Source organism: Serratia sp. BNK-10 (genome assembly GCF_047456065.1).
GTDB lineage: Bacteria > Pseudomonadota > Gammaproteobacteria > Enterobacterales > Enterobacteriaceae > Serratia > Serratia ureilytica.
This window is the reverse complement of sequence record NZ_CP179894.1, coordinates 643,292-667,491: the sequence shown is the minus strand read 5'-3', so window position 1 is coordinate 667,491 and position 24,200 is coordinate 643,292. Positions and strand designations below refer to the sequence as shown.

Here is a 24,200-nt window from a genome sequence, read left to right as displayed (position 1 = left end):
AATCCAATACCTCATCATGCTGCTGGGTGCCGGGCTCCTGGGGGGAACAACTTGCTGGGGCAGGCGTTAACGCTGGAGAAAGGCGATGCTCGCTTCTCGCTGACCGTGTCCGAGGGGAATGCCATCTCGGACTCTGCCGTCACGTTTGTGGCGGCGTTTATCATTCTGGGGGGATTTGTCTGGCTGCTGGTCGACGCCTACCGGGAGGCTAAAATCACGGTGCGCAAAAAGGGGGTGGTCATCGAAGGGAGAGCGCTGCGGAAAGTCGCGACAACGCCGCTGCACAAAACGGTCTCGCGTCATTTCAACGGAAAGATAGACGCATTAACCCTCGATATGACGCAGCGGATGCGGGATGGCGCAATCAGTCACCCGGAAGAGGCCTTTGACGACAATATCAGCACGCTGGCCAGCAATATCGCCACCCGGATTGACGGTATCGACCATCAGGACCTGACGCTGGTATATGGCGGGCAATTGCCGGTTCCGTTCACCTTCTACATTGGCGCCATCCTCGATGACAATGGCCCGGTCTGCGTCTATGACTGGGACAGAGCGCAAGAGGCCTGGCGGTTGATTGACAACAAGGCCGACGACGACGGCGACGATTTTACCCTGATGGAAAGCCTCGTCACCTCAGCGGCCAAAGATGTGGTGCTGGCGGTCTCGGTGTCCTACCAGGCCGACATTATGGCCATACGTCAAACCTTCCCCGCCTACCCGCTGTCGCATCTCTCGCTGAACGCCACAACGCTCGGTAATCACTGGTCGCTGTCCAAACAAACCCGGCTGGCGCTGCAATTTATCGAACAGGTCAAAATGCTGACGGCGTGCGGCGCCGAACGCATCCACGTGATTTTGGCCGCTCCCAGCAGCATTGCGCTCAATTTCGGCCGCCGTTATGACAATCGCAATCTGGCGCAGCTCATTGTTTATCAATACGAGAAAGAACAGCAGCCGGCCTACCCCTGGGGGGTGGTGATGCCGACACAGGGGCAACGGCGAGGCGCGGTGGTTAAGCCTCCCACCGTTCCCTCATCCGACTGACTGTCGGACTGGGGCGAAACAAGGATATAAAAAACCGGCCTGAGCCGGTTTGGGAGCGCTTGTCATTATTAGGTCGGCCGTAGAACGGTCGGGGTAATGCCCTGGTGTTGCTGCGTATTTTCACTGTCACTATAGGCGGTGCGATGATTGAGCGTCCAATGGGTTCGGCAGATCAATAAGGGGCGATTGATCGGCCCGGCCGATCGTCCTGCTCATCGTCACACCGCCCCGCATTTCGGCAGCCAGTCCGCTTCGCACTCTTCGCTCAATACCACATTGGTTTGCATCCCCAGCCGGGTTTTACGCTTGAGCAGGGTTTTCTCATACTCTCTCAGCGTCTGCGGTACCGCCAGGCCAAAGGCCGTCAGGTTCATCACGTGCTGATAGCCCCGTGCCGCCATAAACGACAGGTAGGCGTGATACAGGTAGCGACGCGGATTGGCCGGTGTGATGTTGGCATTGCCTATCATCATCCCTTCTGCGGTGCCGAGCACCGTCAGGTAGCCACAAAAATCAACCAGCGGGTCGGCCTGGCGTTTGATGGTCAGCGCCTCGTCCGAGCTTTGCTGCGCCTGGAGCAGGGTGCGGGCCTCGTTCGGGTTGGCAAAGCGCTGCATCAGGTGACGCACAATCACCGCCAGCTCCTGGGTGATTTTGTCCAGCAGCTGCGGGTCGCGCTCGGCCAGCGGTATTGCGTCCGGGAAGGTAATAATTACCCGCCGCCGGGAGACGCCGCCACTGCGGTCGCTGAACTGCATCGGGTTGTTGTTCACCGCCAGTATCACCGCCGGGATGTGCGCCGCGTAGGCGTCGCGGTATTTGGGGTCGATGGCGACCGCATCGCCGCCGGTGATGGCCTTGATGCCCGCACCGTCACCGCTCCACTTTTCCTGGTCGGGCAGGAGTATCAGCGAGTAACCGACCACGCTGGCACGCTCGCGCGCCGACTCCAGGTTATCGATGGTGGCGGAGGTGGTGTTATCACTTCCTGCCAACAGCCGGGCGATGGCCGCCATTACGCTCTTGCCACTGCCGCCGGGGCCGGTCACTTCGAGGAACAGCTGCCAGTCGTAGCGGTTGGCCAGCACCATAAAGAGTGCCGCGAGAATGCGCTCCTGCTTGTCGTGATTGCCCCCGGCAGCCCGCGTCAGCCACTGCCAGAAGTGCGGCGCATGGTCGGCCAGGTTCTCCCCGGCGCGCGGCGGGGTGTAGTCCACGCTGTTGACGGTGCGCAGCCAGTGTTCTTGCCGGTGGGCGCCGAACTGGCCGCTGACGGTATCGAATACCCCGTTACGAAAACCAATCAACCGGCGGGCCGGGTCGCCCATCTGCGGCACCATCAGCTTGAGGGTGTCCAAAATGCTGTTGATACCGGCGGCAGAGAACGGTGCGCGCACCTTCTGGAACAGCGCGGCAATCTCCCGGCTCAGCTGCCGGTGCGGCAGCACCTGCCAGGCGCCACGCGTGTAGCGGCACAGCTCTTCCCCCACCGGCGGCACCGCCAGGGTGTTGCCGTAGTGCTCGGCCAGCAGCTCAGCTTTCTCGCTGGCACTCATGGCTTTTAAATCGGCATCGCTCAGCGTGTCGAACGGGCTGGGTTGCAGCGGCTGGCTGAACGCCCGGAGCTGCGCGCGCGTGGCCTCAATTCCCTGATTACAGTAGACGTCGTTCCAGTCGCCCTCTGTGGGCGGCAGTGCCGGAGTGCCGCCGGTGAGTGCTGCCGCCTCGGCGGCGCGGGTCTGCCCGGTGCCGCTGCGGTCATTATCAGCCGCCAGCAGCAGCCGCGCATCCGGGTAGTGGCTGCGCAGCTGCTCCGCCACCATCGCCAGGTTGTTGGCGCTGAGCGCCACGCATACCGTTTCACCGGTCAGGCGGTGCACGGTGAGGCCGGTGGCGTAGCCTTCAGTGAGCCAGATAACCGCGTTGTCCGGGCCGCAGAGGGTGTGGCAGGCGGCTTTTACCTGCCCGCCTGCCAGCATGCGCTTGTCACCATTGGCGTTAATCAGCTGCACGTTAACCACTTCTACCCCGGCATTGTGCAGCGGCAACAACAGGTCACCGGGCTGGAAGGTGATACCGCCAACGCGCAGCGACTGGCCCTGCAAGGTCAGGGTGTCCACCTCTGGCCAGCCTTTGGCGCTCAGATAGGCGTTGCCGGTCTGACGTTGAGCAGCAGCTACCAGAGCCTGTGCCTGTCGCGCGGCCTTGCGCTGAGCCTCGGCCTTGTCTTGCCCGCCGGTCTTCTGTGAGGCATGGCCGGTCTCAGCGGCCGGAGGCAAGGCGCTGGCGTTATTCCCCATCACGGCGGCCACCTGTTCGGCGGCGGCCTTTGCTGACAGCGACAGGGCCTTTTCCACCAGGTTGAGGCCGTCACCGGCCCCGCACTGATTGCAGAACCAAGTGCCGCGCCCCTCCTGGTTGTCGAAACGGAAGCGGTCTTTGCCGCCGCAGGTCGGGCACGGCTGCGGCTTGCCGTTGGGCTGCAAGGCGATGCCGAGCGCCGGGAGTATCACCGGCCAGTGGCCGGTGGCGGTACGTACGGTCTGGGAAACGAACTGGGCGCTCATGGTCTTCTCCTCAGTGTACGGTCGCGTGCTGTGCCGCCGACAGGCGCTCGCAGCACAGCTCGTCCATCATCTTTTGCCCCAGCGCGGTCAGGCGCGGCGCGGCCACCAGAACGTCCGGCTGCACCATGTCGCTCAGCATGGTGCACGCCATGTCCATGCCGTCTTCTGCGCCATACTGACGCACAAAGTGCCCTTCCAGACGCAGGGCAATCGTCATCTGCAGCTCGTCCAGCGTGTAACCCAGGCTCACCCGGTAAAAGGCGCAGGTATCCAGATAGGCTTGCGCCACGGCGCGACGGAAAACGGCGGTACGGACTTCAATCGGTAAACAGGATGAGGTGTTCATGCGGCGGTGGCCTCCATGCGGGCAAGAATTTGGGATTCACAGGTGTTGACGACGTGGCCGAGCTGGTCGGTCAGCAGGGCAATGACCGAGGCAAACGACGCCTGTTGCGTGGCATCGGGGCGCTGCCCGCTGAGGTCAAGGGTGTCCAGCAGGTCGAGGAACAGCACGCCGGTGGCGTGCGCATGCTGGAGACGCAGAAAATCGGCGTGCGGGATAGGGTAATGGGTGTCGCGGTAATAGCGGTCGGCCAGGGTGTTCATGCCACCACCTTAACCGGCAGACGACCGGCAAAGGACAACACATAATCACGGGCCAGCACGCGGCGGGCGTTGCGTTCGGTATCTGCCACGGTGCGCACCATACGCGGTGAAGCCGTCAGCGCGGAACGGCGCACGGCCGCAAACAAAAAGCAGAATGTAGGGTGAGTCGGGGTGAGGGTCGTCGCCATGGTGGCAGCCTCCATTGAGTCATGGTTATTGCTACCACCGAAGTTTCCACGCTTATGGGTGGTAGCCCAGACGGGGGTGGAAATACCGGCCTCAATGGATACCGGCCTGACCGAAGTCAGCCCCGCCTGAGCCACCATTGATTGACTGCTGCGATAGCATAACATCCACCGCGCAAAAAATGAGCAAGCAAAGGCTGCGACATAAAAAAACACGCCAGGCGCGTGTTGTGTCGCCATTGAGTTACACGGGTTTCCACGCCCGACTGCCGATTTTGCGGCAGCGGGAGGACTATAGCGCAGGGCCGGACGTGGGGGCAAGCCGTAAGACGCCCCCGGACGTTCAATCGATCGCATAGTGATCAACAGTCGGTAAGCGGGTCGTTGCGGGTATCGGCAGCCGCGCAGGTCAGCGGCACCGGCCCGGCGCGAAACAGGCGCGGCTCAGCCTGGCGACTCGACAGACGAATAACGCCGTGTTTTTCGCTGCGGTGCTCCGGCAAAACGACGCCAGGCTCTTTACGCTGCAACAGGATGGCTTCCGCGATAAACAGTGCGTCGTTGTCGCTCAGGGTAAAGTGCTGGCGACCAAAGGTTAACTGCATCATGCAACTGCCTCCTGGTGACGGTTGGCGATGCGTTCGTCCATCCACTGCTCGACCTCGGAGGCCAGCCAGGCGACGTTTTTACCGCCGAGGGAGACCTGAGCCGGGAACTGCTTGCGGCTCATCATCTCGTACACGGTGGAGCGGGACAGGCCGGTGGTGTAGAGCACTTCCGGCAGGCGGATAAAGCGCTCGCGCGGGGTGTAACCACCAGGAAGCACCGGCGACAGAGTGGATGGGGCGGGGGTGGAAACGGTCAACATAAAAACGCTACCTCTTGGTGTCCGGCCAACGCTGGCCGGGACTGTGTGAACTTCGGTAGCGCCCTATTATGTGAATATTTATCGGGGTGGCAACAAGGTGTTGTTGTGTGGTGGGACAGCTTTTATGCCTGTTTTTCAACCAAATGGACATATAGGTTAATATTGACCTTTATTGGCAAACCCTGGCAAACCCAAAGGAATAAACGAGCCATGAATAGCCGTTTATTAATAGGCAGAAACAGGCTCACAGGTGCAACCCCAGGCTAGCCAGAGAAAAGACCCTTCTTAGCCGAGTGAACAGCAGTGAACACCGGGTGATGAGTGAAGAAATAACTCATCACAGTTTATTTATTGATTTAACTACTTTTTTATCTAAGTGAACAGTAGTGAAGAGTTTAAAGAAGAACTAAAACTGCAAAGGTGATTTTGCAATCAATATCTGAGGCGGCCGCATAACAAAAACGCAGGCGGGAAGAAAGGCGGCGTAAGACTCCATCACAGGCCTCGCGATGATGGGATGATCACGCCCGCGTCCATCGCATGCCCCCTATCCTTCCCCCGAAAACAGCCTTTTTCCTGGCTAGCAGGTGTCAAATAACGCGCGCATGCATAGAGTGCATGATTTCGCATGCAAGAAAATGCATTTTTTATCCCCTGCCACGCCAGTAGCAGCGCGGCCTGCGGCCTCTCATGCACTTGCATGAAAAGCGACACATAAAGCGCGCAGGCGTGGCGGGGGTAGCATTGCGCGCCAGGGGGTTTTAACAATTTATTGGCGGCATTTTCTAGCGAGCAAGGCCCGCGATAAAATCGGCGTACCATTGCAGCATCTCACGGCGTTTCTCAAGGTACTGCGCGTGGTTGTAAGTGCCGCGAATGGCGTTCTTGTCCACGTGGGCGAGCTGCATCTCTATCCAGGCGGTATTGAAGTCCTGCTCATGCAAAATCGTGGACATCATGTGCCTGAAGCCGTGGCCGGTGAGTCGACCGTGATAGCCGATACGCTTAAGGAGCTGGTTGATACTCGCTTCGCTCATCGGCTTGTTGACGTCATTACGGCCCGGGAAAACATAGCGATAGTTGCCCGTATAGGTTCTCAGTTCATTCAGGATGGCCACCGCCTGCGTCGATAACGGCACGAGATGATCCCGGCGCATTTTCATGCGCTCCTGCGGAATTTCCCAAAGCGCGTTATCCAGATCAAACTCATGCCATTGCGCCATGCGCAGCTCAATCCCCCTGACTCCGGTCAACATCAGTAACTTCGTCGCCAGCTGTACCAACCGACTGCCGGAGTGCATCTCCAGCGCCGCAAGAAAATCGGGGATTTCGTCAACGGATAAAAAAGGATAATGAGTAGATTTTGGGCTAATCAAAACGCTGGAGAGATCGGCGGCTGGGTTGAACTCCGCCCGCCCGGTTGCCGTGGCATATCGGAAGACCTCACCGCAGCGCTGTCTGACCTTACGCATTTTCTCAAGCGCCCCACGCGCCTCAATTTTGCGAAGCACTGTAAGTAGCTCAAGCGGCTTTATCGCCGAAATGGGATGCTGTCCCAGATAGGGGAAAATATCAATGTTGAATGCGTCCATGATATCGGCCGCATACCCTGCTGACCACGTCGACAATTTGGACTGATGCCACTCCTTCGCGATCGCTTCAAAGGTGTTTGCATTCCCGTATAGCTGCGCCAGCTTTTTCTCTTTACGAACTGTGCTGGGGTTCTGCCCCTCAGCAACTAACTTTCTGGATTCATCGCGCTTTGACCGAGCATCGGCCAACGAAACGGCAGGATAGACGCCGAATGAAATCATCTTGGGTTTACCGGCAAAGCGATAACGAAAGCGCCAGCTCTTGCTACCATTGGGTTCAACCAAAAGGGATAAGCCCAACCCATCACTCAACGTGTAAGGTTTAGGGGTGGGTTTAGCATTCCGGATTTGTAAGTTATTAAGTCGCATGTGTATAGAAATTCAAGACCGAACAGAAGTACACGCAATTCTACACACACCTGATATTGGATTCCACAGGACGACGCCGGACAGTCACGGACATGAAACCCAATCAATGCATTGTTATTTAATGTATTTTTGGATGATTACGGACGATACAGGAAGAGAGGATGGTGCCGATAATAGGAGTCGAACCTACGACCTTCGCATTACGAATGCGCTGCTCTACCAACTGAGCTATATCGGCATCGAGCCGGGCCTGCGGGGCAAGCCGGAAGTGCGTTGAACAAGGTAGACCTGCGCGCGAAATGAGTCAATAGCCGCCGGGGCGTTTGGTTGTTTTGCAAGCAACCAGACTGTCGTGCAGTCTCCCTTTTCCAAATACAATCAGGGCGCAGCATGCTGCGCCCTGGCCTCTTTATGACCGCAATGCGGCCTTAGCTGCGCACCAGATCGTCGCCGTAGCCGATCCATTTGTAGGTGGTCAGCGCGTCCAGGCCCATCGGGCCGCGGGCGTGCAGTTTCTGGGTGCTCACCGCCACTTCCGCGCCCAAGCCGAACTGGCCGCCGTCGGTGAAGCGGGTGCTGGCGTTGACGTACACCGCCGAGGAGTCCACCGCGCGCACGAAGTGCTCGGCGCTGCTCAGCGAACGGGTGAGGATCGCGTCGGAGTGGTTGGTGCCGTGGGTGCGGATGTGGTCGATGGCCTGATCGATATCGTCCACCAGCAACACGTTCAGATCCAGAGACAACCATTCGTCGTCGTAATCCTCCGCGTTCACCGGCACCACCGTCGCCGGGCCGCCCTGCAGCAGCGGCAGCGCGTTTTCCGCCGCGTGCAGCGTCACGCCCGCCACCGCCATTTTGGCGCTCAGCGCCGGCAGGAACTCGGTGGCAATGCTGCGGTTCACCAGCAGCGTCTCCAACGAGTTACAGGCGCTCGGGCGCTGGATCTTGGCGTTTTCAATCACCGTCAGCGCCTTGTCGAAATCAACGTCGGCATCCACGTAGGTGTGGCACACGCCGATGCCGCCGGTGATCACCGGGATGGTCGATTGCTCGCGGCACAGCTTGTGCAGGCCGGCGCCGCCGCGCGGGATCAGCATGTCGACATAGCGATCCAGGCGCAGCAGTTCGTTCACCAGCGCGCGATCCGGGCTGTCGATCGCCTGCACCGCCGCCGCCGGCAGGCCGCACTGTTCCAGCGCCTGCTGGATCACTTTCACCGTCGCCTGGTTGGTGTTGTGCGTCTCTTTACCGCCGCGCAGGATCACCGCGTTGCCGGTTTTCAGGCACAGGCTGGCGACGTCGATGGTGACGTTCGGCCGCGCCTCGTAAATCACGCCGATCACGCCGAGCGGCACCCGGCGGCGCTCCAGCTTCAGCCCGCTGTCCAGCAGGTTGCCGTCCAGCACGTGGCCGACCGGATCGTTCAGGCGGCATACCTGGCGCACGTCGTTGGCGATCGCCGCCAGCCGCGCCGGGGTCAGCAACAGGCGATCGAGCAGCGCTTCGCTCATGCCGGTGGCGCGCGCCTGCACCATGTCTTGTTCGTTCGCCAGCAGGATCGCTTCACTGTTGGCTTCCAACCTGTCGGCCATCACCGACAGCACCTGATTCTTCTTCGCCGTGCTCAGCACCGCCAGCTGCCAGGAGGCCTGCTTGGCGGCCTTCCCCATCTGCTCCAGCATGCTCACTCCTTAACTGACAATCATATCGTCGCGGTGCACTGCCACCGGACCGTATTCATAACCGAGGATTTCGCTGATTTCCTGCGAGTGGTGCCCGGCGATCATGCGCATCGCGTCGCTGTTGTAGCGGCTGACGCCGTGCGCCAGATCGCGCCCCGCCTGGTTGCGGATGCGGATTACTTCGCCGCGCGAGAAGTCGCCCTTCACTTCGCGGATGCCTTTCGGCAGCAGCGAGCTGCCGCGCGCCATCATCGCTTCTACCGCACCGTCGTCGACGGTGATTTCACCGGCCGGCGGCGCGCCGAAGATCCAGCGCTTGCGGTTTTCCAGCGGGGTTTCCAGCGCGTGGAAACGGGTGCCCACCGGTTTGCCTTCGATCACGTCCGCCACCACGCCCGGCTTGCTGCCCGCGGCGATCACTACGTCGATGCCGGCGCGGCAGGCCACGTCGGCCGCCTGCAGCTTGGTGCCCATGCCGCCGGTGCCCAGACCGGAGACGCTGTCGCCGGCGATGGCGCGCAGCGCGTCGTCAATGCCGTGCACTTCACGGATCAGTTCGGCCTGCGGGTTGTTGCGCGGATCGGCGGTGTAGAGGCCCTGCTGATCGGTCAGCAGCAGCAGTTTGTCGGCCCCGGCCAGAATGGCCGCCAGCGCCGACAGGTTATCGTTGTCGCCCACCTTGATTTCGGCGGTGGCGACGGCGTCGTTCTCATTGATTACCGGCACGATGCGGTTGTCCAGCAGCGCCGTCATGGTGTCGCGCGCGTTGAGGAAGCGCTCGCGGTCTTCCAGATCGGCGCGCGTCAGCAGCATCTGCCCGACGTGGATGCCGTAAATGGAGAACAGCTGTTCCCACAGCTGGATCAGCCGGCTCTGCCCCACCGCCGCCAGCAGCTGCTTGGAGGCGATGGTGGCGGGCAGCTCGGGATAGCCCAGGTGCTCGCGCCCGGCGGCGATGGCGCCGGAGGTGACGATGACAATGCGGTGGCCCGCGGCGTGTTGCTGCGCGCACTGGCGCACCAATTCGACGATGTGGGCGCGGTTAAGACGCAGCGAGCCGCCGGTCAACACGCTGGTGCCCAATTTCACAACCAATGTCTGGCTGCCGTTCATAGTATTTCTGCCGTGTGTAATGATGAGAAGAAGAGTGCAAAGGTCTTTGTAACAGGAGAGACGCGTTATGCCAACAGGCACAACGCGAAATCAGCACAATACGTGGTCAAACGGGGTCAGGCGGAGAGTTTGATCAGTTTTTCTTTGAAATCGTCGGCGGGTTCCAGCCCCAGTTCCATGGTCGCCAGCAGCTCGCCCAGGCGGCGATGGAAGTCGCGCAGGGTGTCTTCCAGTTTGGCGCTCACTTCATCATCCTTAATGTTTTGCGCCGTCCAGTCGCCTTCTTTGTCGAACAGGCCGAATTGGTACGAATAGGTGAAGCGCGCCTCTTCCGCCTGCAGCTCCATCCACCAGCCCCAGAACTCACGCTTCTCCGGAGCGGGCTTTACATTGACGCAGACGGCCAAACAATCAAAGAAAAACCGGTCGTTTTCACATTGCCCTTCACGCAGGTACGGCCCCAAGCTGGCAAAACGTTTCATTAGTCGGCTTTTAGGGTGACCACTCGGTAACGTCATTCTCTAACCTCCTCAATGTAGACCACTCTTTTTAACAAACTGTTAAAATTTAGCAACTAATTAACGCATTTTGTCCTTCAGCCAGCCGGACATCTGCAGCAGCGCCCGATGGAAGCTATCGTAAACCGGGGTGCGCGGGATGGCGATCAGCTTGCCGCTCACCGAAGAGGTGACGATCAGCTGCGACTCCTCTTTCGGGCTGAGCGTATCGCGCTCCCAGTAGCCGGAGATCATCGGCGTCGGGCAGCGGCGCCCCAGCAGCCCCTGCATTTTCAGCGAGTAGCTGTTCAGTTCCACCTTCAGCACGTTGTCCGAGGCGTTAGCCATGCCCATGCGGCTGGCCAGCACGTCCATATACATGTCCGGCACGTTCAGCTGGGTGCTGCTGTCACACAGCAGGCGATGCACCACCGGCCCCAGGCAGGCCACGCCGCGCAGCCGCTGCGGCTCCAGGTAGGCCAATCGCACCGCCACGTTGGCGCCGAAACGGAAGCCGAAGGCGCTCACCCGCTGATGATCCACCCACGGCACTGAGGCCAGCTGGATCAGCACCTGCTGGTGCAGGTAGCTGGAGTCCTGCGTCAGCTTCCACTTGCAGGAGGAGCCGATCGACGGCATGTCGAGCGTCAGCATGGCGATGCCGTGCGGCGCCAGGTAGTCGCGGAACAGACGGTGATAGTCGGTCTGCAGCGTATCGAGGCTGCCGCACATCAGCACCGTCGGGAACGGCGCTTCGCCCTTCTCGGGCATGTGCAGGAAACCGGTGACGCAGCCGCCGCCTTCGATGCGGAACTCCAGCTCTTTCAGCTGATACGGCAACAGCAGCGCCGCCTCTTCGTAAGCGCGGTTGGCGAGCATCTCCGCCTGTTCAGCCAGCTCGTCGCCCTTCAGGTGCGGGTAACCGGCGATGCTGTACAGGCTCGCGGCCTTCAGCCAGTACTCGCCGCCGACCAGCGGATCCTGCTGCTCCGTCGCCCGCTGCTGCCACTGCATGCCCTGATGGATCCACTCGTAGATCCAGTTGCCGTTGCGGTAGCCCACCACGGTATCCAGCCGCTGCGGATTGCTGCGCTCGGCGTCCGAGGCGGCGATACGCGCCAGCACTTCGTGGATTTCGATCGGGCTGACGCCGCGCCAGGCCCACAGCAGCGGGTTCAACATGCGGTACCAGCTGCCGGTAGTGTCGCCTTCCAATGCAGAATGCATGGCGGCGCTCACTTTGTTGCGCGCGCGCAGCACCAGCGTCGAGGTTTCAGGGTGTTTGAATTTGGGCTTGAAAAGAATTTCAGAAAGGTTGGCCTGTGCCATGGTAACAACAGCCTCCGTAAATCTGGCGATAGGCCGCAAAAGGCCTACTTAACTGGAGGTAGTGTACCTAACTCTGGCGGGATAAACCAAGATAACGCAAACGCCCGGCATAACCGGGCGTCAGGCGGCTGACAAAGGAGGAAAAAGCGTGGTTTTTCCTCCTTTGTGGTCAACGGCCGAAAATCAATAAATTGATTTTCCTTATTTTTTATATCTTGCCTTCGGTAAGCCTGACAACGCCATCACGTTTATCATTAAACAAACGCCCGGCATAACCGGGCGTTGGGCTGGAACTGGCTGGACTTAGCGACCGCCGATAGGGGGAACGAAGCTGACGCCCATGTCCCACGGCTGTTCGATCCAGGTATCCTGCGGGATGTCGACTTCGTAGTCGTCCACCAGCGGACGGCCCGCCGGCTTGGCGAAGATGGTGACGAAATGCGCTTTCGGATACATGTCGCGGATCGCTTTCGCGGTGCCGCCGGTATCCACCAGATCGTCCACCACGATGAAGCCTTCACCGTCGCCTTCGGCGCGCTTGAGCACTTTCATTTCGCGCTGGTTGTCATGGTCATAGCTGGAAATGCAGACGGTATCCACATAGCGGATGCCCAGCTCGCGCGCCAGCAGGCCCGCCGGCACCAGGCCGCCGCGGCTGACGGCAATGATGCCCGTCCATTTGTCGGCAGGCAGCAGGCGGTGCGCCAGCTTGCGTGCGTGTATTTGCAGCATATCCCAGGTAACAACGTATTTTTCGCTCATAGAATCGTGTCCCAGCCGGCTGGTGAAGCGGCTTACTTTATAGTTCAGGGGAAAAAAGGTTGCGCGAGATTATAGAGACTGGCCGCGTTGAATTCCAGCTGTACCGAGGAAAACCTCGCGATTTCCGCCGGGCGGCTTTTCGGTGATTGATGCTGAAAAAACGAGCGTTCCCGCAGCGAAGCCGTGTGATCAAGCGCTTAAACCGCACAATACGGGGCGCGCACCGCCGGAAATAAAGTGATATTCTCTGACGATCGTGCCACGACGCACAGATACCCGCTCACCTTAACCGCGCGGCACGCCCGTCCTGTCGGAGCTTGCCGTCACAGGAGACTTATAGTGTCTGAATTGTCTCAGCTTTCGCCACAGCCGCTGTGGGATATTTTCGCCAAGATCTGTTCTATCCCGCACCCTTCTTATCATGAAGAAGCGCTGGCGCAGCACATCCTCACCTGGGCCAAAGAAAAGAACCTGCACGCCGAGCGCGATCAGGTCGGCAATATTCTGCTGCGCAAACCGGCCACCAAAGGCATGGAAAATCGCAAGCCGGTGGCGCTGCAAGCGCACCTGGACATGGTGCCGCAAAAGAATAACGACACCGTGCACGACTTCGCCAAGGATCCGATCCAGCCTTATATCGCCGGCGAGTGGGTGAAAGCGCGCGGCACCACGCTGGGCGCCGATAACGGCATCGGCATGGCCTCCGCCCTGGCGGTGCTGGCCGACGACAGCGTTGAGCACGGCCCGCTGGAAGTCCTGCTGACCATGACCGAAGAAGCGGGGATGGACGGCGCCTTCGGGCTGCAGCCGAACTGGCTGCAGGCGGACATCCTGATCAATACCGATTCCGAAGAAGAAGGCGAAATCTACATGGGTTGCGCCGGCGGTATCGACTTCATCACTACCCTGCCGCTGCAGCGCGAAGCGGTGCCGGCCGGTTACCAAACCCTGAAGCTGACTCTCAAGGGCCTGAAAGGCGGCCATTCCGGCGCCGAGATCCACGTCGGGCTGGGCAACGCCAACAAACTGCTGGCGCGCTTCCTGTTCGCCCATGCGGAGGCGCTGAACCTGCGCGTGCTGGACCTGAACGGCGGCACCCTGCGCAACGCCATCCCGCGTGAAGCCTCCGCGGTGGTAGCGGTGCCGGCAGAAAAAGCCGACGCGCTGAAAGCGCTGAGCCAAGAGTTCCTGGCCGTGCTGCAGAACGAACTCTCCGCCAAAGAGAAGAACATCACCGTGCTGCTGGAGCCGACCACCAGCGCTTCGCAGGCGCTGAGCGCCGACAGCCAGCAACGCTTCCTGGCGCTGCTGAACGGCACGCCGAACGGCGTGATCCGCATGAGCGACGCGGTGAAAGGCGTGGTGGAAACCTCGCTGAACGTCGGCGTAGTCACCACCAGCGAAAACGAAGCGGAAATCATCTGCCTGATCCGCTCCCTGATCGACAGCGGCAAAGATTACGTTGTCGAGATGCTGACCGCGCTGGGCCAGCTGGCCGGCGCTAACGTGGCGCCGAAGGGTGGCTACCCGGGCTGGCAGCCGGACGCCGACTCGCCGGTGATGCACCTGGTGCGCGAGCTGTATCAGGAGCTGTTCAACAAGACGCCGAACATCATGGTGATCCACGCCGGTCTGGAATGCGGTCTGTTCAAAAAGCCGTATCCAAACATGGATATGGTATCGATCGGGCCAACCATCACCGGCCCGCACTCGCCGGATGAGCAAGTGCATATCGAAAGCGTCGGTCTGTACTGGAAGCTGCTGACCTCGCTGCTGAAAGCGATCCCTGAGCGCGTGTAATCTGCGCGCTTAACGCAAAAAGCCGGCGACTCGCCGGCTTTTTTATTCCCAAGGCAGCGCCAGCTGCCGCTCCAACTGCGGATCGAGCAGTGTCACATGCAACCCCACCAGCCGCACGCCGCGCCCTTCGCGCCGCTCGCGCCACGCCTGCCGCGCCACCTCCAGCAAATCCTGCCGGTTCAACACCGGGAAGACGTGCTCCTGGGTGGTTTGCTGAAAATCCTGAAACTTCAGCTTCACGCCCTGCCGGGCGATGTGCAGATCCGGCTTTACCTTGCGCAGCCGCATCTCCAGCTCGGGATAGAGTTTGTCGATAATCAGCGTTTCGCAGTCTTCCCAGTCGTGAATGTCTTCCGCCAGCGTGCGCTCCACCCCCACCGATTTGCGCAGCCGCTCCGCCGAGATTTCGCGCCGATCGATGCCCTGACACCGCTCCCACAACACCCGGCCAAACTTGCCGAAGCGCTTGAGCAACTGCGCCAAATCGTATTGCTGCACGTCGGCGCAGGTGATGAGCCCCACTTCCTCCAGCCGTTTGGCGGTCACCTTGCCGACGCCGGGGATCTTGCTGAGCGGCAGCTGCTGCAAAAACGCCGGCACCTGCGCCGGCGTGATCACGTATTGCCCGTTCGGCTTGTTCATCTCGGAGGCGATTTTGGCGAGAAACTTGATCGGCGCGACGCCGGCCGACGCGGTCAGGTTCAGCTCGTCGGCAATCGCCTGACGGATTTCCTGGGCGATCAGCGTCGCCGAACCGTTGCATTGCGGGCTGTCGGTCACGTCGAGATAGGCTTCATCAAGCGACAGCGGCTCGATCAACGGGGTATAGCGGGCGAAGATTTCACGGATGTGCAGCGAAGCCTCTTTATAGGCCGCCATGCGCCCCGGCAGCAGGGTGAGATGCGGGCACAGCTTGAGCGCCATCGCCGTGGACATGGCGCTGTGTACGCCATAGCGCCGCGCCGGGTAGTTGGCGGTGCTGATCACCCCGCGCCGATCGGCGCTGCCGCCAATCGCCAGCGGAATATCGCGCAGGCTGGGATCGTCGCGCATTTCCACCGCCGCGAAGAAGCAGTCCATATCGACATGAATGATTTTACGCATCGCACCCTCCAGTAATACTGTATAAGTATACAGTCAGATACCGAAAGCTCAAGGCCGCGGAGCTCGAGGAAAGCGGCGTTTCCGCCAGATATTTCCGCGTTGTTAAAAAAGCTTAATTTTTCAATAGTATGATTTCCGCCATCCCGTGCGGCTCTCCACAACGATAACGACAAGGTACCCTACATGATCAGATTTTCTCATTTGCTGCTGGCTTCCGCGCTGTCGCTGAGCGCGCTGGCGGCCAGCGCCGCCGCCGGTCATGCGCCGGCGATCGTCGCCCACCGCGGCGGCACCGCCGATGCGCCGGAAAACACCCGCATCGCTATCGAAACGGCATTGAAAAACGGCGCCGACGCCATTTGGATCACCCTGCAAGAATCCAAAGACGGCGTCATCGTGCTGTATCGCCCCTCGGATCTGAAAGCGTTGACCAACCGGCAGGGTCCGGTCTCTGCCTATACCGCCGCGCAGTTGGCCGAGACCGATGCCGGCTGGGCCTTCGCCAAGGGTGACGCCCACCCGTTCCGCGGCCAGGGCATCGGCATACCGCGCCTCGACGACGTGCTTAAAGCGTTTCCGCACGTCACTTTCTATCTGGACATCAAATCCCCGGACGCCGATCCGGCGCAGTTTGGCCAGGCGCTGCTGGCGACGTTGCAAAGCACTGACAGCCTGAACCGCACCCGCGTCTACTCTACCGACGCCAAATACCTGCAGGCGCTGCCGCCGGCCATCCCGCGCTTTGAAAGCCGCGACGAGACCCGCACGCTGCTGGCCAACGTCACCATGGCGCACCAGTGCGACGTCAAACCGGACAACCGGCAGCCGCGCTGGTACGGGCTGGAGCTGAAACGCGAGGTGGAGGTGGTAGAGAAATATACCCTCGGCGAAGGGCGTTCGAAGGCGTTTCTGACCTGGGATAAAGAGTCGATGGACTGTTTCCGCTCGCAGGGCCCGGCGCACATCATCCTGTTCGGGGTCAACTCGCCGCAGGAATATCAGCAGGCGCTGGCGCTGGGCGCTGACGGCGTGATGGTTAACTCCCCGGCCGAGGCGAAAAGCTTCCGCAAGGCGAAATAACAATAGAACACCGGAGAAAATCTGAGGAAATGGGGATACTCATGCTCCCCAATGAAGGGAATTTCTCCGGGATTTCACAATCAATCAATATTAATATTTTATTTATTATCAATTAAATATATTAAAAATAAAACGTATAGCCACATAATATTCGGTGCATAAATATCCTCTTCTCATAATGCGATCAACGTCTATTTTTCGAACAAAACATCACCATTAGTGACGGCAATACTCTAGGATCTGGCCATCTTTGGAAAGACGCCAACAATCAGTCTTTCTTAGACTTTTCTAAATAGCACCTCCACTCATCTAAATAGCTCTACGGGTATCAACATATGCTATGGCATCGGAGGGCTAGAGAATAATGGAATGATTTAAAAGGAATTATATGTCGATAACTTTTAACAAACTTTGGGGAAAACATCCTCAAATCAATGGGGATGAGTATCCATGCCGCACTGTCCATGGTGATAAAGCCTTTGATGATCAGTGTGCTATACGCATCGGTGCAGCTTTGGTTCATTGTGGGTATGATGTCAGTAAATTATCAGGCGTGAACTTTTGTTGGTTACACAAGAAAAGTGAGGGCCATATTTTGCGTGCTGAAGAACTGGCAAATGCTTTAGCACGAACACCGATACCGGGGCTAGGACGCATGGTAAAAGTCACACCCAACCAGTTTGAGCGGGTGCTGAAAGGCAAAACCGGCATTATCTTTTTTAAAGATTACTGGCAGCGAGGGAATGAAAACTTTCGCAATCGCTCGGGAGATCATATAGATCTGTGGAACGGTTCTCGTTTAACCACACTATCGAGCTATTTTCGTATTCAATGGGGGCTTTCTTGGGATGGGCGTTTTAGCGATTTTTTTAAATCAAAAGAAGTCTGGTTCTGGCAGGTGATATGAAACGGATAGCAGCAATTATTGCCGGTGCGATAATAGGTATCGGCCTCATGCTCCTGGCTTTTCCCTTTCTCTCAGACTGGATTATTGGCCACGTTGAGGGCGAGGATCAGATGTCGGCTAACTTCGAGTTGCTGGCGATTGGCCTGGTGTTGTGCTGTTTCGTGGGAGGTTCACTCGGCAACCTGGCCTATTCCAAAAGTAAATAACCCCTCATAAATGAATGCGTTGAACGCTGATGCCTTACATCGATACGAAAAGCTTCCGCAAGGCGAAATAAGTAACCGGCTACGGCATAAGGCGGTTCGACATCCCACCTTATGCCCGTATGGCTTTCAACATCCGTTAGCGAGCAGGAACTACCTGGATGAAGCCATTTTCATTGCGAACACTAAACCCAACGCCGAATAGCCGGGCGGCAGGCTCAAGGCCTTTATTTCGTTTATCCGGCGACAACAGCGTCACCGATACCCCGTAAGACTTCCCGTCTTCGAATTTATAATTATCGCCGGGAATGCACGTAGCCGCGGTGACCGCAGGCATCTCGTTATCCGTGAAGTGCTTGCCGAAGATAGCGTTGCCGATTTCTTCGATAATAACGCCGGCCAACCGCTCGTCCCCTTCAGGTTGAACCCGCACACAAACGTGGTTATCAACGACAGTGACGTTGGCCGCGTAGTTTTTTGGCCTCGGATCGTTCATGTGCATGCAGCCGGCGAGCAGCAAAGTTAGCGTTCCAACCAAAATAATGCGGTTCATCCTGTTACCTCTGCTTAAGAAACTGAGAAAGCGTATATTCGTATTTTCTGGCGATCGTTTTATCCGTTACGCCCTGAAAATTCACGCCATTGTTAATCGCACCCAGCCAAACGTTCATGCGCCTTTCGGCAAGGCCTCAAATAAAAAACCCGGCCAAGGCCGGGTTTTCGCTACAGCTACAGAATGCGGTGCTTTTCCAACTGCTTGCGCCTCTGCGCCGCTTTGGCTTCGCGTTTTTTGCGCGCATCGCACGGCTCCGGGCAGTCGCAGACTTTCTCCATGCCCAGCGCGGTGATGCCGCCGCAGCTGCCCTGCAGGCTTTTGCGTTTGAACACATAGCCCAGCGACATGCCGCCGACGATCAGCAGAAACAACACGAAGGTAGCGGCGAATACCGTCAACATAGCAACCTCACGAACGCTTTTTCAGATAGGGCTTGAACGCGTCTGAATAACGCTCCTCAAAGCCGTCGGCGGTTTTCACGATCATGAACACCGGGATGCCGAGCAGGTTGGCCAGCGCCATGCCGCGCTCCGGCCCCATCACGTTCAGGCCGGTGGACAGGCCGTCGGCGGTCATGCAGGTCGGGCTCAGCACGGTGATCGACACCAACCGATGATGGATTGGGCGCCCGGTGATCGGATCGATGGTGTGCGAATAGCGCACCCCGTCTTGCTCGAAGTAGTTGCGATAGTCACCCGAGGTGGCGATCGACATCTCCCCGGGTTGGATCACCAGCTGCGCCTGCTGCTGCGTACCGGCGGTCGGGCGCTCGATGGCAATGCGCCACGGCTTTTGTTCGCCGTTATGCCCGCGCGTGCGCACCTCGCCGCCGATATCCACCATGTAGTTCTTCACATGCCGGGACTGCAGATATTCCGCCACCACGTCCACGCCATACCCTTTGGCGATCGACGACAGATCGACGTACAGCTCAGGGATGCTTTTCACCAGCGCGCTGCCCTGCACCGACAGTTTGTCGGCGCCGGTCCAGGCGCGGCGATGCTCCAGCTCCGCCTCGCTCGGCACTTTGTCCGGCCGCCCTTCCGGGCCGAAGCCCCACAGGTTGACCAGCGGCCCGACGGTCACGTCCAGCGCGCCATCGGTGACGCGGTTGATGCGCAGCGCTTCGCGCACCACTTCGGCGGTGGCCGGCGAAACCGGGAACGGCCGGTCAATGTCGCGGCTGGCGTTGAAGCGGCTTAGCTCGGAATCCGGTCGGTAGGTGGACATCTGATCGTTCACCTGCTCCAGCCGTTTGTCGATCTCCGCCTGCATCTCGCGCGCCGACGGCGTATCTTCGCCGGTCACGTAACGGATCGAATACGAGGTGCCCATGGTTTTACCCGTCAGGTCCACCTGTTCCGGCCCGCAGCCGGTCAGCAGCAGGGTGGCGCTCAGCGCCACGCCCGTCAGCCAGTTCTTCATCGCCAATGCGCGCATTTAGCCACCAAAGTCATCCAGCATGATGTTTTCGTCTTCGACGCCCAGATCTTTGAGCATCTTGATCACCGCGGCGTTCATCATCGGCGGCCCGCACATGTAAAACTCGCAGTCCTCCGGCGCCGGGTGGTTCTTCAGGTAGTTCTCCAGCAGAACATTATGGATAAAGCCGGTGTAGCCGGTCCAGTTATCTTCCGGCTGCGGATCCGACAGCGCCACGTGCCAGGTGAAGTTTTCGTTCTCCGCCTGCAGCTGGTTGAAGTCGTCTTCATAGAACATCTCGCGCAGCGAACGCGCGCCGTACCAGAAGGTGATCTTGCGTTTCGAGTTCAAACGCTTGAGCTGATCGAAGATGTGCGAACGCATCGGCGCCATGCCCGCGCCGCCGCCGATAAAGATCATTTCGGCGTCGGTGTCCTTGGCGAAGAACTCGCCGAACGGCCCGGAGATGGTCACCTTGTCGCCCGGCTTCAGCGACCAGATATAGGAAGACATGATGCCCGGCGGCACGTCCGGATTGTTCGGCGGCGGTGTGGCGATACGCACGTTGAGCATGATGATGCCCTTCTCTTCCGGGTAGTTGGCCATCGAGTAGGCGCGCACCGTGGTGTCGTTCACCGTCGAACGGTAGCGGAACAGGTTGAACTTGTCCCAGTCGCCGCGATACTCCTGCGGCACGTCGAAGTCGGCGTAACTGATGTCGTGCGCCGGCGCTTCGATCTGGATGAAACCGCCCGCGCGGAACGGCACGTCTTCGCCATCGGGGATCTTCAGCTTCAGCTCTTTGATAAAGGTGGCTTTGTTATCGTTGGAGATAACCTCGCACTCCCATTTCTTCACGCCGAAGATCTCTTCCGGCAGCTCGATCTTCAGGTTCTGCTTCACGTTCACCTGGCACGCCAGGCGGCACCCTTCTTTCGCTTCGCGCTTGTTGATGTGCGAGAGCTCGGTCGGCAGGATATCGCCGCCGCCCTCTTTGATCACCACCCGGCACTGGCCGCAGGAGCCGCCGCCGCCGCAAGCCGAGGAGACGAAGATCCCCTGGCTGGAGAGCACGTTGAGCAGCTTGTCGCCCGCAGGCGCATGGAAGCTTTTATCCAGATCGCCATTGATTTCCACCGCGATGTCGCCGGTGTTCACCAGCTTCGATTTGGCGAACAGGATCAGCAACACCAGCACCATCACGATGGCGGTGAACATCGCTACGCCTAAAATAATTTCCATAAATTCTTCCCGCCTTTACAACTGAACACCGGAGAAGGACATGAAGCCCAGCGCCATCAGTCCGGTGGTGATAAAGGTAATGCCCAGACCGCGCAGCCCTGCCGGCACGTTGGCATACTTGAGTTTTTCGCGGATCCCCGCCATGGCGACGATCGCCAGCATCCAGCCGGTGCCGGAACCAAAGCCGTACACCACCGATTCGGCGAAGTTGTAGTCGCGCTGCACCATGAAGGACACGCCGCCGAAGATGGCGCAGTTCACGGTAATGAGCGGCAGGAAGATGCCGAGCGCGTTATACAGCGATGGGAAGAAGCGATCGAGGATCATCTCCAAAATCTGCACCAGCGCCGCAATCACGCCGATGAAGGTGATGAAGTTGAGGAAGCTCAGATCGACGCCCTCCACCAGCGCGCCGTCGCGCAGGATCAGGTTGTAGACCAGGTTATTCACCGGCACCGAAATGCCGAGCACGATGGTCACCGCGATGCCCAGGCCAAAGGCGGTCGACACCTTCTTCGACACCGCCAGGAAAGTACACATCCCGAGGAAGAACGCCAGCGCCATGTTCTCGACGAACACCGCGCGCACAAACAGGCTGATATAGTGTTCCATCGGCCTTTACTCCTTTTCGATCTGCGCCGGCTTCAGGGTGCGCAGCACCCAGATCAGCAGGCCGATGATGAAGAACGCGCTCGGCGCCAGCAGGAACAGGCCGTTCGGCTGATACCAGCCGCCGTTCTGCACCGTTTCCAGCACCGGAACGCCGAACAGCTTGCCGGAGCCAATCAGCTCGCGCAGGAAACCGACCAGCACCAGGATCCCCCCGTAACCCAGCCCGTTGCCGATGCCGTCCATAAAGCTCTCGATCGGCGGCGACTTCATGGCGTAGGCCTCGGCGCGCCCCATCACGATGCAGTTGGTGATGATAAGGCCGACGAACACAGACAGCTGCTTGGAGATCTCGAACGCATAGGCGCGCAACAGCTGATCGACCACGATCACCAGCGAGGCGATGATCGCCATCTGCACGATGATGCGCACGCTGTTGGGAATATGATGACGGATCAGCGAGATGAAGAAGCTGGAGAACGCGGTCACCAGCGTCACCGCAATGGTCATCACCACCGCCGTTTCCAGCTTGGTGGTCACCGCCAGCGCCGAACAGACGCCCAGAACCTGCAGGGCGATCGGGTTATTGTCGAACAGCGGCCCCAGCAGGACCCGCTTTATCTCTTTGGAATCAGCCATTTTTCAACGCTCCTTCACGAACTTTTTTCAGGAACGGGCCGAAGCCGTGCTCGCCCAACCAGAAATCAAACGTATGCTGCACGCCGTTGGAGGTCAGCGTGGCGCCGGACAGGCCATCCACCCCGTGTACGTCCCCCTGACGCGCGCCGCCTTTCACCACGCGGATCGCCGGCTGGCCATTGTCATCGAACAGCTGCTTGCCGACCCACTGCTGGCGCCAGGACGGGTTCTCGACCTCACCGCCCAGCCCCGGCGTTTCCCCCTGGTCGTAGTAGGTGATGCCCTTGACCGTGTTGCCGTCGTTATCCAATGCCACGAAGGCGTACATCATCGACCACAGACCGGTGCCGTATACCGGCAACACAATCTTGTTCACCTGGCCGCTTTCATCGCGCACCAGGTAGATTTCCGCCTGGTTGCTGCGGCGCTTGATGCCGGCCGGATCGTCGCCCGCGGGCAACGCCACGCTTTTGGCGTCGTCGCGCAGCGCGGCGCCCAGATCGAACGCCGCCGCCTTGCCGGCGACAAATTCGCCGCTGTTCAGATCCACCAGGCGCGGTTCGATGCGCTCGCTATACAGGCGCTTGACCTGCTCGCTCTCCATTTTCGGCTGCAACAGGCCGGCTACGTCGAGAATATTGCGCTGCTTGTCGAGCAGCTTTTGCTCCTGCTGTTTGGACTTCAGGCCGACGGCGGAGCCCGCCACCACCACTGAACACACCAGACACAGCAGCAGCACTACCAGCAGCGTTTTACCGATGCCGTCGTTTTTCGCTTCATTCGCCACGGGCTTTTCTCCGCTTGATGTTGGCCTGCACCACCAGATAATCGAACAGCGGCGCGAACAGGTTGGCGAACAGGATCGCCAGCATCATGCCTTCCGGATAGGCGGGGTTGACCACCCGGATCAGCACGCACATCACGCCGATCAGAATGCCGTACCACCATTTCCCCTTGTTGGTGAAGGAGGCGGAAACCGGGTCGGTCGCCATAAAGATCATGCCGAAGGCGAAGCCGCCCAGCACCAGATGCCAGTACCACGGCATGGCGAACATCGGGTTGGTGTCCGAACCGATGGCGTTGAACAACAGGGCGGAAGCCACCATGCCGAGCATCACGCCGGCGACGATGCGCCAGGAGGCCACGCGGCCGAACAGGATAATCGCCCCGCCGATCAGGATCATCAGCGTGGAGACTTCACCGATGGAGCCGGGAATGTTGCCGAGGAAGGCGTCCAGCCAACTGATGGACTGGCCGGTGGCCACGTTGCTCAGGCTGTGCGCCCCGCCAGCGCTCCACTGCGCCAGCGGCGTCGCGCCGGAGAAACCGTCCGCGGAGGTCCACACCAAGTCACCGGAGATCTGCGCCGGATAGGCGAAGAACAGGAAGGCGCGGCCGGCCAGCGCCGGGTTGAGGAAGTTGCGCCCGGTGCCGCCGAAGATCTCTTTGGCCACCACCACGCCGAAGGTGATGCCCAGCGCGGCCTGCCACAGTGGCAGGGTCGGCGGCACGATCAGCGCGAACAGGATAGAAGTGACGAAGAAGCCTTCGTTGACCTCATGCTTGCGGATAATGGCGAACAACACTTCCCAGAAGCCGCCGACGACGAACACCACGGCGTAGATCGGCAGGAAGTAACAGGCGCCCAGCACCATCTTGCTGACCCAGCCGGCGTCGGCTGCCAGCGAGGCGCCGAGCCACTGCGCCAGGCGATAATGCCAGTCGCCCGCCAGCACCTGTTGCAGCGCGTCGCCGCTGTACAGATGGTGCAGCGCCGGGATCGCCTGCTGGCCGACGTTGTACATGCCCCAGAACATCGCCGGGAACACCGCCAGCCACACCAGGATCATCATGCGTTTCAAATCGATGGCGTCGCGCACGTGCGAAGCGCCGCGCGTCACCGTGCCGGGGGTATAAAACACCGTGGTGGTCGCTTCATACAGCGGGTACCACTTTTCCAGTTTGCCGCCCGGCGTGAAGTGATGCTCTATCTTCTCAAAATAATTCTTCAGGCCCATTGG

At 59.5% G+C, this 24,200-nt stretch carries 26 protein-coding genes and 1 tRNA gene; 5 read left to right on the top strand and 22 right to left on the bottom strand.

Features of this window, described 5'->3' with window-relative positions:
* Positions 1-51 precede the first annotated feature (51 nt).
* Positions 52-1,047: an SAVED domain-containing protein gene (locus ACMGG9_RS03185; RefSeq protein ID WP_414161903.1), complete on the top strand. Its 996-nt coding sequence runs from the start codon at positions 52-54 to the stop codon at positions 1,045-1,047.
* Between the two features lie 218 nt (positions 1,048-1,265).
* On the opposite strand, the gene ACMGG9_RS03180 is transcribed toward ACMGG9_RS03185, so the two are convergent.
* The 13 genes from ACMGG9_RS03180 to gpt all read right to left on the bottom strand — a co-directional run bounded on the left by ACMGG9_RS03180 (position 1,266) and on the right by gpt (position 12,617).
* Positions 1,266-3,614, bottom strand: a complete 2,349-nt coding sequence (locus ACMGG9_RS03180) for a primase-helicase zinc-binding domain-containing protein (RefSeq protein WP_414161902.1) — start codon at positions 3,612-3,614, stop codon at positions 1,266-1,268.
* A gap of 10 nt (positions 3,615-3,624) precedes the next feature.
* Complete coding sequence (locus ACMGG9_RS03175) at positions 3,625-3,960, bottom strand: DUF5375 family protein (RefSeq protein WP_089187448.1); 336 nt, start codon at positions 3,958-3,960, stop codon at positions 3,625-3,627.
* The gene (locus ACMGG9_RS03170) at positions 3,957-4,220 is read right to left on the bottom strand and encodes a hypothetical protein (protein ID WP_033639063.1); all 264 of its coding nucleotides are present in this window, start codon (positions 4,218-4,220) and stop codon (positions 3,957-3,959) included. The genes ACMGG9_RS03175 and ACMGG9_RS03170 overlap by 4 nt, the downstream gene beginning before the upstream one ends.
* Positions 4,217-4,645, bottom strand: coding sequence for a host cell division inhibitor Icd-like protein (locus ACMGG9_RS03165; RefSeq protein ID WP_414161901.1), 429 nt, complete (start codon positions 4,643-4,645; stop codon positions 4,217-4,219). Before ACMGG9_RS03165 ends, ACMGG9_RS03170 begins: the two co-directional genes overlap by 4 nt.
* A gap of 122 nt (positions 4,646-4,767) precedes the next feature.
* Entirely contained in the window at positions 4,768-5,013 is a 246-nt protein-coding gene (locus ACMGG9_RS03160) for a hypothetical protein (RefSeq protein WP_414161900.1), read from the bottom strand.
* Positions 5,010-5,273 (bottom strand): helix-turn-helix transcriptional regulator, encoded by a 264-nt coding sequence (locus tag ACMGG9_RS03155; protein ID WP_414161899.1) that lies wholly within the window; start codon positions 5,271-5,273, stop codon positions 5,010-5,012. The genes ACMGG9_RS03160 and ACMGG9_RS03155 overlap by 4 nt, the downstream gene beginning before the upstream one ends.
* Before the next feature lie 785 nt (positions 5,274-6,058).
* The gene (locus ACMGG9_RS03150) at positions 6,059-7,234 is read right to left on the bottom strand and encodes a tyrosine-type recombinase/integrase (RefSeq protein ID WP_265526705.1); all 1,176 of its coding nucleotides are present in this window, start codon (positions 7,232-7,234) and stop codon (positions 6,059-6,061) included.
* A 162-nt stretch (positions 7,235-7,396) separates the two neighbouring features.
* A tRNA-Thr gene (locus ACMGG9_RS03145) sits at positions 7,397-7,472 on the bottom strand.
* 190 nt (positions 7,473-7,662) lie between these two features.
* Positions 7,663-8,916 (bottom strand): glutamate-5-semialdehyde dehydrogenase, encoded by a 1,254-nt coding sequence (gene proA, locus ACMGG9_RS03140; protein ID WP_033651029.1) that lies wholly within the window; start codon positions 8,914-8,916, stop codon positions 7,663-7,665.
* Positions 8,917-8,925: 9 nt separating this feature from the next.
* Positions 8,926-10,029 carry a glutamate 5-kinase gene (gene proB / locus ACMGG9_RS03135; RefSeq protein ID WP_033651028.1) on the bottom strand — a complete coding sequence of 368 codons (1,104 nt, stop codon included), beginning with the start codon at positions 10,027-10,029 and terminating at the stop codon, positions 8,926-8,928.
* 116 nt (positions 10,030-10,145) lie between these two features.
* Complete coding sequence (crl, locus tag ACMGG9_RS03130) at positions 10,146-10,547, bottom strand: sigma factor-binding protein Crl (RefSeq protein ID WP_033641981.1); 402 nt, start codon at positions 10,545-10,547, stop codon at positions 10,146-10,148.
* Positions 10,548-10,607: 60 nt separating this feature from the next.
* Entirely contained in the window at positions 10,608-11,855 is a 1,248-nt protein-coding gene (gene frsA / locus ACMGG9_RS03125; protein WP_033651026.1) for an esterase FrsA, read from the bottom strand.
* Positions 11,856-12,158: 303 nt separating this feature from the next.
* The gene (gpt, locus tag ACMGG9_RS03120) at positions 12,159-12,617 is read right to left on the bottom strand and encodes a xanthine phosphoribosyltransferase (protein ID WP_033651025.1); all 459 of its coding nucleotides are present in this window, start codon (positions 12,615-12,617) and stop codon (positions 12,159-12,161) included.
* A gap of 339 nt (positions 12,618-12,956) precedes the next feature.
* Between gpt and pepD the strand changes: the two genes are divergently transcribed.
* Positions 12,957-14,417, top strand: a complete 1,461-nt coding sequence (pepD, locus tag ACMGG9_RS03115; protein WP_346423656.1) for a beta-Ala-His dipeptidase — start codon at positions 12,957-12,959, stop codon at positions 14,415-14,417.
* Positions 14,418-14,459: 42 nt separating this feature from the next.
* On the opposite strand, the gene dinB is transcribed toward pepD, so the two are convergent.
* Positions 14,460-15,521, bottom strand: coding sequence for a DNA polymerase IV (dinB, locus tag ACMGG9_RS03110; protein WP_033641978.1), 1,062 nt, complete (start codon positions 15,519-15,521; stop codon positions 14,460-14,462).
* A gap of 183 nt (positions 15,522-15,704) precedes the next feature.
* On the opposite strand from dinB, the gene ACMGG9_RS03105 reads away from it, so the two are divergent.
* From ACMGG9_RS03105 to ACMGG9_RS03095, 3 genes are all read left to right on the top strand, one after another.
* Positions 15,705-16,601 (top strand): glycerophosphodiester phosphodiesterase family protein, encoded by an 897-nt coding sequence (locus ACMGG9_RS03105; RefSeq protein ID WP_033651023.1) that lies wholly within the window; start codon positions 15,705-15,707, stop codon positions 16,599-16,601.
* Positions 16,602-16,989: 388 nt separating this feature from the next.
* Entirely contained in the window at positions 16,990-17,508 is a 519-nt protein-coding gene (locus ACMGG9_RS03100; RefSeq protein WP_071997793.1) for a type VI secretion system amidase effector protein Tae4, read from the top strand.
* A complete protein-coding gene (locus tag ACMGG9_RS03095) occupies positions 17,505-17,714 on the top strand; it encodes a hypothetical protein (protein ID WP_033651022.1) in 210 nt (69 codons plus the stop codon). Before ACMGG9_RS03100 ends, ACMGG9_RS03095 begins: the two co-directional genes overlap by 4 nt.
* A 136-nt stretch (positions 17,715-17,850) precedes the next feature.
* Here ACMGG9_RS03095 and ACMGG9_RS03090 read toward each other — a convergent pair whose 3' ends face one another.
* The 8 genes from ACMGG9_RS03090 to ACMGG9_RS03055 all read right to left on the bottom strand — a co-directional run bounded on the left by ACMGG9_RS03090 (position 17,851) and on the right by ACMGG9_RS03055 (position 24,197).
* Positions 17,851-18,264: a putative T6SS immunity periplasmic lipoprotein gene (locus tag ACMGG9_RS03090; protein ID WP_033651021.1), complete on the bottom strand. Its 414-nt coding sequence runs from the start codon at positions 18,262-18,264 to the stop codon at positions 17,851-17,853.
* Between the two features lie 176 nt (positions 18,265-18,440).
* The gene (nqrM, locus tag ACMGG9_RS03085) at positions 18,441-18,668 is read right to left on the bottom strand and encodes a (Na+)-NQR maturation NqrM (RefSeq protein WP_033651020.1); all 228 of its coding nucleotides are present in this window, start codon (positions 18,666-18,668) and stop codon (positions 18,441-18,443) included.
* A gap of 7 nt (positions 18,669-18,675) precedes the next feature.
* Positions 18,676-19,707, bottom strand: coding sequence for an FAD:protein FMN transferase (locus ACMGG9_RS03080; RefSeq protein ID WP_033651019.1), 1,032 nt, complete (start codon positions 19,705-19,707; stop codon positions 18,676-18,678).
* Positions 19,708-20,931, bottom strand: a complete 1,224-nt coding sequence (gene nqrF, locus ACMGG9_RS03075; RefSeq protein ID WP_033634097.1) for an NADH:ubiquinone reductase (Na(+)-transporting) subunit F — start codon at positions 20,929-20,931, stop codon at positions 19,708-19,710.
* 15 nt (positions 20,932-20,946) lie between these two features.
* Positions 20,947-21,543 (bottom strand): NADH:ubiquinone reductase (Na(+)-transporting) subunit E, encoded by a 597-nt coding sequence (nqrE, locus tag ACMGG9_RS03070; RefSeq protein ID WP_004930235.1) that lies wholly within the window; start codon positions 21,541-21,543, stop codon positions 20,947-20,949.
* A 6-nt stretch (positions 21,544-21,549) separates the two neighbouring features.
* Positions 21,550-22,179 carry an NADH:ubiquinone reductase (Na(+)-transporting) subunit D gene (locus tag ACMGG9_RS03065; protein ID WP_369401875.1) on the bottom strand — a complete coding sequence of 210 codons (630 nt, stop codon included), beginning with the start codon at positions 22,177-22,179 and terminating at the stop codon, positions 21,550-21,552.
* Positions 22,172-22,966, bottom strand: coding sequence for a Na(+)-translocating NADH-quinone reductase subunit C (locus tag ACMGG9_RS03060; RefSeq protein WP_033641975.1), 795 nt, complete (start codon positions 22,964-22,966; stop codon positions 22,172-22,174). Before ACMGG9_RS03060 ends, ACMGG9_RS03065 begins: the two co-directional genes overlap by 8 nt.
* Positions 22,956-24,197, bottom strand: coding sequence for an NADH:ubiquinone reductase (Na(+)-transporting) subunit B (locus ACMGG9_RS03055; protein ID WP_016928991.1), 1,242 nt, complete (start codon positions 24,195-24,197; stop codon positions 22,956-22,958). The genes ACMGG9_RS03060 and ACMGG9_RS03055 overlap by 11 nt, the downstream gene beginning before the upstream one ends.
* Positions 24,198-24,200: the final 3 nt, after the last annotated feature.

Excerpts from the sequence above, each read along its gene's own strand:
- ACMGG9_RS03165 (WP_414161901.1), bottom strand. The coding sequence starts at position 4,645 with ATGGCGACACAACACGCGCCTGGCGTGTTTTTTTATGTCGCAGCCTTT.
- ACMGG9_RS03160 (WP_414161900.1), bottom strand. The coding sequence starts at position 5,013 with ATGATGCAGTTAACCTTTGGTCGCCAGCACTTTACCCTGAGCGACAAC.
- ACMGG9_RS03105 (WP_033651023.1), top strand. The coding sequence starts at position 15,705 with ATGATCAGATTTTCTCATTTGCTGCTGGCTTCCGCGCTGTCGCTGAGC.
- gpt (WP_033651025.1), bottom strand. The coding sequence starts at position 12,617 with ATGAGCGAAAAATACGTTGTTACCTGGGATATGCTGCAAATACACGCA.
- nqrE (WP_004930235.1), bottom strand. The coding sequence starts at position 21,543 with ATGGAACACTATATCAGCCTGTTTGTGCGCGCGGTGTTCGTCGAGAAC.
- crl (WP_033641981.1), bottom strand. The coding sequence starts at position 10,547 with ATGACGTTACCGAGTGGTCACCCTAAAAGCCGACTAATGAAACGTTTT.
- ACMGG9_RS03180 (WP_414161902.1), bottom strand. The coding sequence starts at position 3,614 with ATGAGCGCCCAGTTCGTTTCCCAGACCGTACGTACCGCCACCGGCCAC.
- ACMGG9_RS03090 (WP_033651021.1), bottom strand. The coding sequence starts at position 18,264 with ATGAACCGCATTATTTTGGTTGGAACGCTAACTTTGCTGCTCGCCGGC.
- ACMGG9_RS03100 (WP_071997793.1), top strand. The coding sequence starts at position 16,990 with ATGTCGATAACTTTTAACAAACTTTGGGGAAAACATCCTCAAATCAAT.
- ACMGG9_RS03095 (WP_033651022.1), top strand. The coding sequence starts at position 17,505 with ATGAAACGGATAGCAGCAATTATTGCCGGTGCGATAATAGGTATCGGC.
- ACMGG9_RS03150 (WP_265526705.1), bottom strand. The coding sequence starts at position 7,234 with ATGCGACTTAATAACTTACAAATCCGGAATGCTAAACCCACCCCTAAA.
- proB (WP_033651028.1), bottom strand. The coding sequence starts at position 10,029 with ATGAACGGCAGCCAGACATTGGTTGTGAAATTGGGCACCAGCGTGTTG.
- nqrM (WP_033651020.1), bottom strand. The coding sequence starts at position 18,668 with ATGTTGACGGTATTCGCCGCTACCTTCGTGTTGTTTCTGCTGATCGTC.
- ACMGG9_RS03170 (WP_033639063.1), bottom strand. The coding sequence starts at position 4,220 with ATGAACACCCTGGCCGACCGCTATTACCGCGACACCCATTACCCTATC.
- frsA (WP_033651026.1), bottom strand. The coding sequence starts at position 11,855 with ATGGCACAGGCCAACCTTTCTGAAATTCTTTTCAAGCCCAAATTCAAA.
- ACMGG9_RS03155 (WP_414161899.1), bottom strand. The coding sequence starts at position 5,273 with ATGTTGACCGTTTCCACCCCCGCCCCATCCACTCTGTCGCCGGTGCTT.
- ACMGG9_RS03055 (WP_016928991.1), bottom strand. The coding sequence starts at position 24,197 with ATGGGCCTGAAGAATTATTTTGAGAAGATAGAGCATCACTTCACGCCG.
- ACMGG9_RS03175 (WP_089187448.1), bottom strand. The coding sequence starts at position 3,960 with ATGAACACCTCATCCTGTTTACCGATTGAAGTCCGTACCGCCGTTTTC.
- ACMGG9_RS03065 (WP_369401875.1), bottom strand. The coding sequence starts at position 22,179 with ATGGCTGATTCCAAAGAGATAAAGCGGGTCCTGCTGGGGCCGCTGTTC.
- nqrF (WP_033634097.1), bottom strand. The coding sequence starts at position 20,931 with ATGGAAATTATTTTAGGCGTAGCGATGTTCACCGCCATCGTGATGGTG.
- proA (WP_033651029.1), bottom strand. The coding sequence starts at position 8,916 with ATGCTGGAGCAGATGGGGAAGGCCGCCAAGCAGGCCTCCTGGCAGCTG.
- dinB (WP_033641978.1), bottom strand. The coding sequence starts at position 15,521 with ATGCGTAAAATCATTCATGTCGATATGGACTGCTTCTTCGCGGCGGTG.
- ACMGG9_RS03080 (WP_033651019.1), bottom strand. The coding sequence starts at position 19,707 with ATGCGCGCATTGGCGATGAAGAACTGGCTGACGGGCGTGGCGCTGAGC.